This is a genomic window from Bacillus sp. SB49, assembly GCF_000469135.2.
In the GTDB taxonomy this organism is placed as follows: Bacteria; Bacillota; Bacilli; order Bacillales; family Halobacillaceae; genus Halobacillus.
The window spans coordinates 859,509-872,657 of the sequence record NZ_CP048117.1; the positions used below are offsets into that span (position 1 = coordinate 859,509).

The 13,149-nt window shown below is 44.3% G+C and carries 16 protein-coding genes; 14 read left to right on the top strand and 2 right to left on the bottom strand.

The genetic code is table 11. The features are described 5' to 3' along the window. The first annotated feature begins 35 nt into the window (after positions 1 to 35). The 6 genes from M662_RS04305 to M662_RS04330 all read left to right on the top strand — a co-directional run bounded on the left by M662_RS04305 (position 36) and on the right by M662_RS04330 (position 4,932). On the top strand, positions 36 to 878 hold the full coding sequence (locus M662_RS04305; RefSeq protein ID WP_008632801.1) for a transporter substrate-binding domain-containing protein: 843 nt from the start codon (positions 36 to 38) through the stop codon (positions 876 to 878). A 6-nt stretch (positions 879 to 884) separates the two neighbouring features. Then, positions 885 to 1,577 carry an amino acid ABC transporter permease gene (locus M662_RS04310; protein ID WP_008632800.1) on the top strand — a complete coding sequence of 231 codons (693 nt, stop codon included), beginning with the start codon at positions 885 to 887 and terminating at the stop codon, positions 1,575 to 1,577. 184 nt (positions 1,578 to 1,761) lie between these two features. Further along, positions 1,762 to 2,544 carry a metal ABC transporter ATP-binding protein gene (locus M662_RS04315; RefSeq protein WP_008632798.1) on the top strand — a complete coding sequence of 261 codons (783 nt, stop codon included), beginning with the start codon at positions 1,762 to 1,764 and terminating at the stop codon, positions 2,542 to 2,544. After that, positions 2,537 to 3,394, top strand: a complete 858-nt coding sequence (locus M662_RS04320) for a metal ABC transporter permease (RefSeq protein WP_008632796.1) — start codon at positions 2,537 to 2,539, stop codon at positions 3,392 to 3,394. The genes M662_RS04315 and M662_RS04320 overlap by 8 nt, the downstream gene beginning before the upstream one ends. Then, positions 3,391 to 3,801, top strand: a complete 411-nt coding sequence (locus tag M662_RS04325; protein ID WP_008632794.1) for a Fur family transcriptional regulator — start codon at positions 3,391 to 3,393, stop codon at positions 3,799 to 3,801. The genes M662_RS04320 and M662_RS04325 overlap by 4 nt, the downstream gene beginning before the upstream one ends. A 132-nt stretch (positions 3,802 to 3,933) precedes the next feature. After that, positions 3,934 to 4,932, top strand: a complete 999-nt coding sequence (locus tag M662_RS04330) for a metal ABC transporter solute-binding protein, Zn/Mn family (protein WP_008632792.1) — start codon at positions 3,934 to 3,936, stop codon at positions 4,930 to 4,932. Positions 4,933 to 4,955: 23 nt separating this feature from the next. On the opposite strand, the gene M662_RS04335 is transcribed toward M662_RS04330, so the two are convergent. Continuing rightward, positions 4,956 to 6,128 (bottom strand): MFS transporter, encoded by a 1,173-nt coding sequence (locus M662_RS04335; protein WP_008632791.1) that lies wholly within the window; start codon positions 6,126 to 6,128, stop codon positions 4,956 to 4,958. Between the two features lie 147 nt (positions 6,129 to 6,275). Here M662_RS04335 and M662_RS04340 point away from each other — a divergent pair, with 147 nt between their 5' ends. From M662_RS04340 to M662_RS04350, 3 genes are all read left to right on the top strand, one after another. Beyond that, positions 6,276 to 6,668, top strand: coding sequence for an OsmC family protein (locus tag M662_RS04340; protein ID WP_008632790.1), 393 nt, complete (start codon positions 6,276 to 6,278; stop codon positions 6,666 to 6,668). Positions 6,669 to 6,774: 106 nt separating this feature from the next. Then, positions 6,775 to 7,395 (top strand): YczE/YyaS/YitT family protein, encoded by a 621-nt coding sequence (locus M662_RS04345; protein WP_235601516.1) that lies wholly within the window; start codon positions 6,775 to 6,777, stop codon positions 7,393 to 7,395. Between the two features lie 58 nt (positions 7,396 to 7,453). Continuing rightward, entirely contained in the window at positions 7,454 to 8,251 is a 798-nt protein-coding gene (locus tag M662_RS04350) for a YfkD famly protein (protein ID WP_026578625.1), read from the top strand. Here M662_RS04350 and M662_RS04355 read toward each other — a convergent pair. Continuing rightward, positions 8,221 to 9,099 (bottom strand): mechanosensitive ion channel family protein, encoded by an 879-nt coding sequence (locus M662_RS04355; RefSeq protein WP_008632786.1) that lies wholly within the window; start codon positions 9,097 to 9,099, stop codon positions 8,221 to 8,223. The genes M662_RS04350 and M662_RS04355 overlap by 31 nt on opposite strands. Before the next feature lie 106 nt (positions 9,100 to 9,205). Here M662_RS04355 and M662_RS19440 point away from each other — a divergent pair, with 106 nt between their 5' ends. From M662_RS19440 to M662_RS04375, 5 genes are all read left to right on the top strand, one after another. Then, positions 9,206 to 9,355: an SE1561 family protein gene (locus tag M662_RS19440; RefSeq protein ID WP_008632783.1), complete on the top strand. Its 150-nt coding sequence runs from the start codon at positions 9,206 to 9,208 to the stop codon at positions 9,353 to 9,355. A 20-nt stretch (positions 9,356 to 9,375) separates the two neighbouring features. Further along, a complete protein-coding gene (locus M662_RS04360; protein WP_161484931.1) occupies positions 9,376 to 9,552 on the top strand; it encodes a hypothetical protein in 177 nt (58 codons plus the stop codon). A gap of 91 nt (positions 9,553 to 9,643) precedes the next feature. Beyond that, a complete protein-coding gene (locus M662_RS04365; protein WP_008632781.1) occupies positions 9,644 to 10,948 on the top strand; it encodes a Na+/H+ antiporter family protein in 1,305 nt (434 codons plus the stop codon). A gap of 85 nt (positions 10,949 to 11,033) precedes the next feature. Continuing rightward, a complete protein-coding gene (pdaA, locus tag M662_RS04370; RefSeq protein ID WP_008632779.1) occupies positions 11,034 to 11,813 on the top strand; it encodes a delta-lactam-biosynthetic de-N-acetylase in 780 nt (259 codons plus the stop codon). 240 nt (positions 11,814 to 12,053) lie between these two features. Beyond that, complete coding sequence (locus M662_RS04375; protein WP_008632777.1) at positions 12,054 to 12,923, top strand: DNA-3-methyladenine glycosylase family protein; 870 nt, start codon at positions 12,054 to 12,056, stop codon at positions 12,921 to 12,923. Positions 12,924 to 13,149: the final 226 nt, after the last annotated feature.

A 13,149-nucleotide genomic window follows, 5' to 3' on the forward strand; every position in this document is an offset into this window, starting at 1 on the left:
CAAGTGTGAAAAAAATCAGAAAGGTGGCACAGTCCATGCGTAAACGTGTCTTATTTATACTTATGCTTGTCATGTCATTCCTCCTTGCTGCTTGTGGATCAGAGGAAGAATCCGCAGATAAATGGAGCGAAATCACAGATAAAGGGGAAATTGTTGTAGGAACATCAGGAACGCTTTATCCTGCTTCTTATTATCCGGAAGGTTCTGATGAGCTGACAGGGTATGACGTGGAGGTAATGAAGGAAGTAGCAGACCGCCTCGGTCTGGAAGTGAAGTTCGAGGAATTCGGAGTAGACGGGCTTACGGCAGCCATTGAGAGCGGTCGTGTAGATGCTGTCATTAATGATATGGAAGTGACAAAGGAACGTCAGAAGAAATTTGACTTCAGTGAGCCGTATAAATATTCTTATTCCACTATGATTGTCCGTGAGTCGGATATGTCAGGCATTGAGACGCTTGATGATCTGGAAGGAAAAGTACATGGTGGTGGAGCCACGACAGTATTTGCTCAAATTGCAGAACACTTCGGCGCGGAAACGAAGACATATGGAAATGTTGCAAACGATGTATATCTTCGTGATGTGGAGAACGGTAACACAGACTTCATTATCAATGACTACTATCTGCAGTCTCTTGCACTTGAAGCGCTGCCGGACATCAAAGTCCAGCTGCATCCTGATTTGAAATTCTATCCCACCAATTCTGCCATCGTCCTTCCGAAAGATGCAGGAGATATGAAGGAAGAAGTAGATGCGGTTCTTCAGGAAATGCGGGAAGACGGCACTCTGACGGAGATTTCAGAGGAATTCTTCGGCGGGCAGGATGCTTCCAAGAAACCGGATGAAGATATTCAGGAAATCGAAGGATTGGATATTTAAGCTCTTATGTTCGGAATAGAAATCAATAACATCCAAACAGACAAGTTGTTCGATGTCGATCGTGCACTGGAAAACCTGCCTTTTCTTTTGGAAGGTGTGCCGTATACGCTTCTTCTTGCTGTTGCTGGTATGCTGATCGGACTCGTGTTGGGCTTTTTTCTAGCTCTTGCGAGAGGATCAGAGCGCAGGTGGTTACGCTGGCCGGCCCGGTTCTACATTTCGTTTATGCGCGGGACGCCGATTCTTGTTTATTTGTTCGTGCTTTATTTCGGTCTGCCTATTGCTGGAATCAAGCTTACTGCAACGGCTGCTGCCGTTATTGGTTTCGGTACCAACAGCGCCGCATATATTGCCGAGATTAACCGCGCTTCTTTGAATAGTGTCTCGTCCGGGCAATGGGAGTCGGCGCGTGCCCTCGGTTTTACGTACTGGCAGACCATACGGAGGATCATTACGCCGCAGGCAACGAGGATTGCGATCCCGCCCCTCGGTAATGTGTTTCTTGATTTGTTGAAAGCAACGTCGCTTGCGGCCATGATTTCTGTACCGGAAATATTAAACAAAGCTCAAATAGCTGCCGGCCGTACAGTAGACTCAATGACGATGTATATTACTGCTGCCCTTATTTACTGGCCGCTTACGATGTTGTTTTCGGCTTTGCAGGACTATTTAGAGAAACGTTACAATCGATATTTATAATGATGGGAACCGGAGCAGATCTGCTGCTCCGGTTTTCTTTTGTCCGAGAGGAAGAATGTAAGGTGAGCTGCTTGATTCATAAGCTATCCTCCTTTATGATAGGTATTGGGTTTAAATCGTAATGATTATGAATTGTTGGCGGATACGCCCGCCTGACATAAATCTTTTGAAAGAGTGAAAAAGGATGGAAACTAAACAAAGCATTTTAGAAATGAAGAATGTCTCTTTTAAATATGAAAGGGAATTGGTTGTGAAAGATGTAGATCTTTCCATCGAGCAGGGACAGTTTTTGGGCCTTGTAGGTCCCAATGGTTCAGGCAAGTCGACTCTAATTAAGCTTATGCTCGGTCTCATCAGGCCGGATCGTGGGAAAATTAACTTGTTCGGCCAGCCGATTAAGGACTATAAAGACTGGCAGGAAATTGGTTTTGTCTCCCAGAAAGCGAACAGCTTTAATTCCGGCTTTCCAGCTACAGTATTGGAGGTAGTGAAGACAGGGCTTGTTTCCAGGATAGGTGCCTTTAAGTTCTTCAATAAAAAACATAAAGATAAAGCCATGGAAGCTCTCCGAACGGTAGAGATGGAAGAATTTTCTGACCATAACATCGGTGAGCTGTCGGGAGGCCAGCAGCAGCGGGTGTTCATAGCGAGGGCTTTAGTAAGTGATCCTGCTCTGCTGATATTGGATGAGCCGACCGTCGGTGTGGATGCAAAGCATGTAACGGAGTTTTACAACCTTCTTGGCCGTTTGAATAAAGAGCAGGGGATTACCTTGTTGATGGTTACCCATGATATCGGTACCATTACGGACCATGCAACACACGTCATCTGCATGAACAAGACGGTTCACTTCCACGGGGCTTCCAAAGATTACAAAGAGTTCAGTGAAGAAGATCTCAACCAACTATACGGCCATGCTGTTCAACAATTGAGCCATAACCACGCAGAGGTGAACCATCATGATTGAAAGTTTTTTTCAGTATGAATTTTTACAGAACGCCGCCATTACAGGGCTGCTTATCGGAATCGTCGCACCTTTACTCGGGGTGTTCATTGTCGTTCGTAGACTGTCACTGATTGCTGACGCTCTCTCCCACATTACGTTGACGGGAATCGCCGCCAGCTTGTTGCTGGAGAAAAAGGTGACAGGAATCAACGACTGGAATCCGATTTATATGGGGATGGTCTTCTCCGTTGGGGGGGCCGTGCTGATTGAGCGGCTGCGCAAGGTATATAAGCACTATGAAGAGCTTGCTATACCAATCATCCTGTCCGGGGGAATCGGTCTTGGTGTCATTCTCATTTCCCTCGCAGACGGCTTTAACACGGATCTGTTCAGTTATTTGTTCGGGAGCGTGACAGCGGTAAGCAGAGACAGTATGTGGACCGTACTGGTAATAACGATGATCGTCGTCATGATCGTCATTCTCTTCTACAAAGAGCTGTTCGTCCTGTCCTTCGACGAAGAGCATGCTTCTGTTTCAGGAGTTAATGGAAGGTGGATCCATTTATTATTTATCGTCATGGTCGCGCTCGTCATTGCGTCTTCCATGCAGGTGGTCGGAATTTTACTTGTTTCCGCCTTGATGACGCTCCCGGTAGCGTCAGCGCTTCGGATAGCCAGAAGCTTTAAACAGACGATCGGGTTGTCCATTGCATTCGGGGAAATCTCTGTTATGCTTGGTCTGTTCTCTTCCTATCATCTCAGCGTTCCACCAGGAGGGACGATTGTTGTAATCGCTATTTTAATACTAATTTTATCTATCTTGTATAAGAAAGTCAGGACGCAATTATGGATAAAGGGTGAAGTCGGATGAATATCGAGACAGCACTGCAGAAACTGAAGGAAAAAGGATATAAACGTACGAAACAGCGGGAACGCATCCTCGACATTTTCATCAATCAGGATCAATACATCGCTGCTAAGGATATTTTGAAGGAAATCCAGGAAGATTTCCCTGGGGTAAGCTATGATACGATCTATCGGAACCTGTATATGTTGACGGAAGTGGATATTCTGGAAGCGACCGAGCTGGGCGGAGAGAAGCACTTCCGCCTCGGATGTGACACGCATGGGCATCACCATCATTTCATATGTACCCTCTGCGGTAAGACGAAGTCCATTGAATTCTGTCCGATGGAAAGTATTAATGAAAATCTAAGCGGGTATGACGTAGAGAATCATAAATTTGAGATTTATGGAAAATGTCCGCAGTGCCAATAAGGGATAACAGTCTGTACCACGCTGTACAGGCTGTTGTTTTTTATTCTGAATCAAAAAGTAACGATTACCATTTACAAAAAGTAATCGTTACGATATAATCCCAAAAGGATAAGGACGGCAAGGAGGCCTGAGATGAGAAAAATATGGATAACAGCAATCATTCTATTGAGTGTTTTTATACTGACAGCTTGTGGAGACAAGGAAACATCCGGTCAAGGAGAAGGACAGGAAGGAAAATTAAAAGTCTATACGACGGTGTATCCATTACAGTTCTTCGCTGAGCAGATCGGGGGAGAAACAGTAGATGTCTCGTCTATACTCCCGCCTGGTTCAGATGCGCACACGTATGAGCCTACAACGAAGGAAATGGTCGAAATGGCGGAATCTGATTTGTTCATTTACAATGGTGCGGGTCTTGAAGGATATGCAGAAAAAATATCCCAAGCGATTGAGCCGGAAGGAGTATCCATTCTTGCCGCAGCGAATGGGATGGACTTAGAGGAGAGTGCCCATACTCATGAAGGGGACACGCACGATGGGGCATCTGAGGAAGCGGATGATCATGCACATGAAGCGGAGTCCGGCCATGAAGGTCATAATCACGGCGAACAGGACCCGCATGTCTGGCTGGACCCTGTTCGCTCTATAGAGATGGCTGAGAATATTAAAGACCAACTGGTAGATCTCAATCCGGAAGAGAAGGATCGGTATGAGGAAAACTTCAAAGAGCTGGAAGGGAAGTTGACAGACCTTGATCAATCCTTCCATGATACGATTTCCAGTAAGGACAAAAAAGAAATCATTGTATCTCATGCCGCTTACGGTTATTGGGAAGAGGCATATGGCATCAGGCAGATTTCCGTTTCCGGTTTAAGCCCGACCAATGAACCCTCCCAAAAAGATTTGGAGAAAATCGTAAAGGAAGCCAAAGATCATGACTTGCGCTACGTAATTTTTGAACAGAACATTACGCCGAAAGTTTCAGAGATCATTCAAAAGGAAATCGGAGCTGAAACGCTTCGATTCCATAACCTTGCTGTGCTGACAGAAGAGGATATAGAACAAGATGAAGACTACTTCTCTCTTATGAACCGCAATCTAGATGTGCTTGAGAAAGCACTGACCGAATGAAAGAAAAGAAAGAGCTGACGGAATCATTCCGCGGCTCTTTCTTGTGTTTGTGGACTCTTTTTAATGAATGTCGCTGCAAGGACGATAAGCAACAAGGCGACGATAACGTAGAAGAAGGACATACCCGGCAAGAGGTCGAGGAATGACCCGGATAAGAAAGGGCCGAGAATGCTGCCTATACTGAAAGCCATTCCGCATAATATGTTACCGGCAGGCAGCAGGTCTCTAGGGAGCAAATCGGTCATATAGGATATCCCCAGTGAGAAGAGGGAACCGACACATAGTCCTGCCATAGCAAAAGTAGTAAAAAGGCCGAGGACGGATTCTTCCCAGACAGCGGCACCAAGAAATGCAAAAATTCCTAACGTGACAACTGTTAATAGGACGTTTCTCCTTCCGTACTTGTCGCTCATCGTACCAAGTGGAATCTGTGAAAGTAAGCTTGCTGCAGCGAAACTTGGAATGATGAACGAGAGTGTATGGACATCGTGGCCGATTCTCAGTCCGTAAATAGGGAAGATCCCGTGCAGGGTTCCTTCCAGGAATCCATAGGCAAGCGGGGGAAGAAAAGCCACCCACCCAAGTTGCAGTGCCTGTCGGAAGCGTTGCAGCGAACTGGTTTCCCTTGCCGTCGCCGTGTGTGCTTCGGGCATTTCATTTCTGATCCGGAGCATAAGTAACCAGACGGAAAGACTCAGCAAAGAAGATAGTAAGAATGGAGCGAATGTTCCGAAAGTCAATAGGTTTGTCATCAGTGGACCTATCGTGAATCCTGCACTGAAGAAAAGTCCATAGTAAGCTATGCTTTTTCCCAATGACTTTTTATCTGCGGTCGCTGTGATCCAAGTTTGGGTTCCGAAGTGAAGGATTTGATCCCCGATCCCAATGGCGACTCTCAGGATAAACCAAAACCACAGTGCCTGCCATAATGGGAAAAGAGCCAGCGAAACCACAACGAGTGCTCCTCCAATCATGATCATCGGTTTGAACCCGATCCTCCGTAACGGCTTTTCCATAAATGGCGAAGCGAGGAGTATTCCTATGTATAATCCGGTGGCATGGAGCCCGTTAACGGAAGAGGAAATTCCGTTTTGTTCCAGAATGATAGCCAGGAGCGGCAGTAACATCCCTTGGGAAAATCCTGAAATCGTTACAAGGCTGATTAATGTCCAAAATCGTCTTCGCATATAATTCATAGCGTCTGACACCTCTTTCTGCATGTTCCATCCTATAGAAAAGCAGGTGCAGGAACAAGCTTTTATTCATCTGAGCTGGTTATTTTCACTCGGAAAACGGTTATTATATAATTAAGTATCAGTTGAGAGAAAGGAAGTGGGACAGTGATGGATTTTTACTTGAAAGAGAACGGAGTGCGTACTTCCGTGGAATTTGGACAGCTGAACATATCCGGAGATGAAGCATTCGGATTCCGCCCTTATCAGTTGATGGTTGCTTCCATAGCCGGGTGCAGTGTGAGTGTTTTTAGGAAGATTCTTGATAAACAGCGTGTGGAGTATGAAGATATTAAAGTTACAGCAGAAGTAACGAGAAATCCGGATGAAGCCAACCGGATAGAGAAGGTGCATCTCCATTTTGTGATCAAAGGGTATCACCTGAATCAGGACAAGCTGCTGAAGAATTTGAACGTTTCTAAGAAGAATTGTTCTATGGTACAATCGGTCAAGGACAGTATTGTAGTAGAAGAATCTCTTGAGACAATTCAGTTAAGCAAGTAGAATAAAGGGAGCTTTATCCAAAAACATCGTTTTTTGGATAACTGCTCTTTTTTTTGTTCGAAGGTTTTCTGACATCTTTGAGCAGACAACATAGGGAGAAGAGGGATTGGAATTGAGAAACTTTGTCATTAAAGCATTTTTTTATCTGCTTGGTCTGACTATCATGTCACTGGGGATAGCCATGACGATTGAAGCGGATCTTGGGGCTGGCGCGTGGGATGCTATTAACGTCGGTCTTGTTGAGATCATTGGACTGACTGTCGGGACATGGGTCATTATCATAGGAGCGATTTTGATTGTAGTCAATGCGCTGATAGCTAAAGAAAAACCCGATATCCTGGCGGTTATAACCATTCTTGTGTTGGGGAGGTTTATTGATTTTTGGCTTCTCCATGCCTTTGAAGGTTTAGACTTGACTACTTTGTGGAGCCGAATCGGATTGTCTCTCGGCGGCATTGTTATCTTAGGTATAGGGGTTTCCCTCTATCTGCAGCCGCAGTTCTCATTAAATCCCATCGACAACTTGATGATTTCATTGAGAAAGCGTTTTGGTTTCAGTATTACCATATCAAAGACCATGACAGAAGGATTTGCCTTAGTCGTAGCACTTCTGGTCGGTGGGCCGGTTGGAATCGGTACCATACTGATTCTCGTCTTTATCGGTCCGATGATCCAGTTCTTCGAAGGTAAGGCGAACCAATTGATGAACAAGTTGTTGTCAGAGTAATCATGTATAGTCTCGGCCACCTTTCACAAAATATAAAAAAAGAAAGGTGGCCAGAATTTTGAATAAACGATGGTTGGTACTGATAATACTCATCGGCCTCTTTACCCTTGCAGCTGCAGGGACCATATCTGCGGAAAAGAAGCAGTCCAAAGATGATAAAGGGGATATCCCGAGCCATGTATTGAATATATCAAAGGACAATACGTATCCGAACTCAACGGATGATCAGCAGCTGCTGGAAGCAGAGGACATCACCAAACAATTGATGAAGGACACGAACATCCGAATTACAAACCCACAGCTCATCGAAATGCTCAATGAAACATCATTGAAGCCGTCCCCATTAGCAATCGGCTACCGGGGAGAAATCTTCCTTGGAAGATGGCCGCTCGCTTATGAATCAAAAGAGACGAACATCAACTGGGAATACCAAAAAATTAATGAGAATGAGAAAAACAATCACGGTGGCGAAAGTGTTGAGAAACTAAGCTATCTTCAACAAGAAGAAAAACAGGTGAAGGGTGGCTTGACTTCACGAATCAGCCAGAGTGATCAAATGATGAAATTGATTTTACTGGAAGCTCAAAACAATACGAAACTGCCTTTATCGTTCAACACAGTTATTGGAAAAGGTACAAAACAGAACAACAGTTATGCAGTACCCACGAATAAAGTCGGGATACTACACGCCTATGCCCCTGCTGTAAACGAAAAAGGTGATGTGACCTTTGGAGATGTCTATATTCAACTCAAGGGTTCAAAGAAGACGCTGAGCATTAAGAATGTGACTCGTCAAGGCATCGGTGCCTGGATCCCGATTCAGGATCATGTCAGCTTTTCGTTTGAGTTGAAATAATCACTGTCATCAACGGTTGACCTTACTTCTACACGCTGTTCTGCCAAACGGATCTGATGATCATACAACGTTTCGGCTAGAATGAAGCGTGTTTTTTTTGCAGCTGTCCAGTAAACGAGATCGATGACAAGACCAGTTACGGTGTATTGATACCCACGGTATTGATCGTTGAGGGATGTCATGCCGTACACTTGGAACGGTTCCAACGGCTTTCCTGTCAGGTCTTTCTTTAAGTATTCCTGCAGTTCTTCATTCAATCGTTCACATGCCTTCTCAAGAATGAGCATCACTTTGCGTGGGTCTTCATGAAAATTAGTGGTTACTTTCTCTATGACACGCATGTATTCGAAATTAAAATTCTCTATGGTGTTAATTTGTCCATTACTGATTGTAAGAAGCTTTCCAGACCATTCGCGGAGCTTTAAGAAGCGCAGGCCGATGTCTTCTACAGTACCGTGAAAGGTATCATTTATGGTGACGTAATCTCCCTTGTGAAGCTGTTTTTCGTATAAGAGAAAAAGTCCGGCAAAGAAATCCTTGATCAAGTTTTGGGCACCAAATCCGACAATGATCCCGATCACTCCAGCTCCTGCAAGGAGATTGCCTATGGAAGTGAATTCATTAAGCACTATAAGCAGAAATCCGATGACGGAGGCATAACTGATAACGGAGTTCATCATGGATTCCAGCGTTTTCTCCTTACGCTCTTCCATGAAATCTGTCTTCTTGAAGAAGGAGTGAATGACTTTTCGTAACACGAGTGCAGAGAGAAAGATGATAACAGCTACAATCAGCAGTTTTATTGCTGTGTTTTCATCTAAATAGGTGATAAATTCTTTTAATGTCATGTTTCCATCTCCTTTAAGTAGTGGTTTAACCCTAAGCCATGGACACATCGGAATACTTGTACTATGATAAATGCAGACAAAAAAGAACGTAAGGGGTGTAACGATCATGACACAGCAAAAGAGAATTCAGGACCTGAAGGCAAAGCTTGCGGATTTCATGGGCCGCCTGGATCAGCTTGATCCTGAAGAGACATCTGTAGAAGATATTGACCGCTTAATTTCCATGCTGGAAGATTTAGAGCGCCAGATGGACTGAAGCTGTAAAGGAGGAAGTTCATGGAGTCGTTGATCTTTTATTTATCTCCGGTTGCAGGATTTGTTTTTATGTTGACCATGATTATGTTTCTCACCCGTCTGGCCGCCGGACGCAAATCCGACCGTAAAATAACGATGATCCTGGTTTCCTCCTTTACCGTGATGCTCGCGATGATCGTATACGTCATGGGAAAGTGACAAACCCTCATCCGCAGGGTTGATTTTTTTAAAATAATGCTTTATCATAGTAAATCGCTAATGCATTGAATTATTGAGAGGAGAATGTCTTATGGCTTGGGCAGTCGTCGTATCTGTCCTCGTAATGACTGTGCTCAGTCTATTGCGTGTGAACGTCATTGTTGCTATCCTTGCTGCTGGCCTGACTGCCGGCTTGATGAACGGTGAAACGTTAACCAGCTCACTGGAAATCCTTGTTAACGGCATGGGAGAACAGGCAAGTGTAGCTTTAAGTTATATATTATTAGGAGCTTTTGCAATTGCGATCAGTTACTCGGGTATCACCACCATCCTTGTCAGTTATCTGCTTCGCGTGTTGAAGAATAAAAGGACGATGATCGTTTTTGTCATTGCCTTTGTAGCAAGTTTATCTCAGAATGTCATACCTGTGCACATTGCATTTATTCCTATATTGATACCACCTTTACTGAAACTGTTTGATGAAATGAAATTGGATCGTCGTGCTGTTGCAGCCGCGCTTACGTTCGGATTGAAGGCTCCTTACGTTATGATTCCTGTCGGCTTCGGTTATATATTCCACCAAACGATTCAAAAGTCCATGGAATCGAATGGAATTGAATTGAGCATCGGAACGATCGCACAATCCTTGATTATCCCAGGTTCCGGTATGATTGTCGGATTGCTGATTGCTGTTCTCATCACTTATAGAAAGCCGACAGTGGTGAATGAACAGCAGGCGAACGAAGAAGATGTACTTGTACAGACGCAAGATCAGAAATTCAACAAAAAGCACGTTCTGACTATCGTAGCAATCATCGTCACATTGGTTATCCAGGCTGTCTGGGCTAACCTCGTCCTTGCTGCGCTTGCGGGAATTGTACTGATGTTCGCTTTCCGCGTCGTACCTTATTCTAAAGGGGATAAAGTAATAAATGATGGAATCGCTATGATGGGGTTCATTGCTTTTGTTATGCTGGTTGCCTCCGGCTATGCAAATGTACTGACGACGACAGAATCGGTATCTGCGCTTGTGGAGGTCAGCTCTGATTACCTTGGTAATAATCAAGCCTTCATAGCATTCATTCTGCTCCTTGTAGGTCTTGTTGTGACAATGGGAATAGGATCATCCTTCGCGACTATTCCTATCCTGGCTGCTTTGTTTGTACCGATTTGTGTGGCTGCAGGATTTTCTCCATTGGCCACGGCGGCATTGATCGGAACAGCTGGAGCACTCGGCGATGCTGGATCCCCTGCATCGGATAGTACCCTGGGACCGACCTCGGGACTAAACGCAGATGGCAGACACAACCATATTTGGGATACGTGTGTGCCGACATTTCTTCACTACAACATTCCGTTGTTCATTTTCGGATGGGCGGCTTCCTTATTCTTGTAAAAAGGCGTGTGGGTATTTTTCCCACATGTCTTTTTTTATATTCTCCCATCCATCACACATAATAAGAAAAAAGTGAGTGATATGTATGTGGAAAGTGATCTCTCTCCTGGTACTTTTAAGTGCGGTTCTGGTTTATCCAACCGCTGCTTTCGCAGAAGGCTGGGGATACAGTAAGAGCAAAGATGGAAATGTCCCTGAAGTCGGTCGTTATAAACCGATGATAGATAAATACGATGGTTTTTATTATGACGAGACAGAACAACCCGTTGTTTACCTGACCTTCGATAATGGGTATGAACAAGGATACACAGGTAAAGTATTGGACATCCTCAAAGAAAAGCAGGTTCCGGCAGCATTTTTCGTAACGGGTCATTACATTGAGAGTGCACCTGATTTATTGAAGAGGATGGCTTCAGAAGGCCATTTGATCGGCAACCATTCCTGGAGCCATCCGGACTTCACAAAGATATCAAAAGAGACAATGAAAGAAGAACTGGATAAAGTGGATGAAGCGGTCCGGAAATTGACGGACCAGGACGTCATGACGTTTGTTCGTCCCCCGAGAGGGACGTTTAACGATCAAACACTGCAATGGTCGCGGGAGCTTGGTTATACGCATGCATTCTGGTCCATTGCCTTTAAAGATTGGGAAACGGACAAACAAAAGGGATGGGAGTATGCCTACAACAGCGTCATTGATCAAATACATCCCGGAGCGGTCATTTTGCTGCATACCGTATCTCAGGATAACGCAGAAGCGCTGTCCCAATTAATTGATGAGCTCAGGAAACGCGGCTATCGTTTTGGGAATTTAAATGATTTGATGATCAAACAGATAGTGCCTGCTCCTCTCTGGCAGTTATAACTTCGGCGGTATTCCAACCAAAAAGCTGTACTGCTACGGTACAGCTTTTTAATTTTATTCATGAAATGTTCGAGGAAAGAAGGAAAAGGAAGAGGCAAGGAAGAAGTGTACATAGGGAAATAAGAGGATTCGTGTCGAATAATGGGGAAGTTATTACATATTTGCTTATAATTTTCCGATAAACCTAATACATTTTAACTATTATGGAATTTTTTATAAAAAGAGGGGAGGATTTTTGAATTGTGGAAAGAAAGATTTAAAGCAACTGGTTTTTATGATTTTGATTACACGTTACTTCGATGGCAATTCGATCCTTTGACGCGTTTGGACAGAGCTGAGCGCTGGGTTGATGTCCCGGTGAAGTTAGGGGAAGAACGACATATTGTCCGTGTCCAAGGCCTCGGGACGACTGCTGAACCGGTGTTTGAAGTTTCCGGTGAGAGCGTGAAAGACAAAGATGCTTTAGTCACGCATGTACAAGAGCTTTTTCAGTGGGGGGTAAATTTAGAGAATATTCATCAGCACTTCATGGACACGAATGTAAAGCAGCTGTTTCAGGACCATCCCGGAACACCGATCGTTAAAGATTTTCATTTGTATGACTGCTTAATGAAAGTGATCATTCATCAGCAGTTGAATATGAAATTTGCCTACACGCTAAGTACAAGATTTGTCCATACGTTCGGATCAACGAAAGACGGGGTATGGTTTTACCCCGACCCAGAGGAGACAGCCGCACTGAAGTATGAGGATCTCAGGGCACTGCAATTCAGCCAAAGGAAAGCAGAATACGTCATAGACACTTCCAGAATGATCGCAGAGGGCAGGTTGGACTTGGCCGCTCTCTCCGGACAGAGTGACGAAGAAGTCAAGAAACAATTAGTGAAAATAAGAGGCATCGGGCCCTGGACTGCTGAGAACTGGCTGTTGTTCGGATTAGGAAGACAGGATCTGTTCCCAAAGGCAGACATTGGAATTCAGAACGCGTGGAAGGTATATTTCGATATGGACAAAAAACCGTCCTATGAACAGATGGAAACGCACAGTGCAGGCTGGCATCCATACAGGAGCTATGCTTCTTTGACTTTATGGCGCAGCATTGAAGGGTGAAAACAGAAGAATAAAGTCATACTTTCTGTAATCTTCACGTATGGTGTAGAGAATAGAAAATAAGTGATAAATTATTTGAATATATACAAAATTTTTCTGGATTGCGTTATAATAGTACACATATTGGAAAATATGGAACGGATAAAAGGAAAGAGGTCTTAATATTGGTGATAAGAGAGAGGTATTCTGACCAAGTTCATAGTGGCGAAATATTGGATGTTCTAAG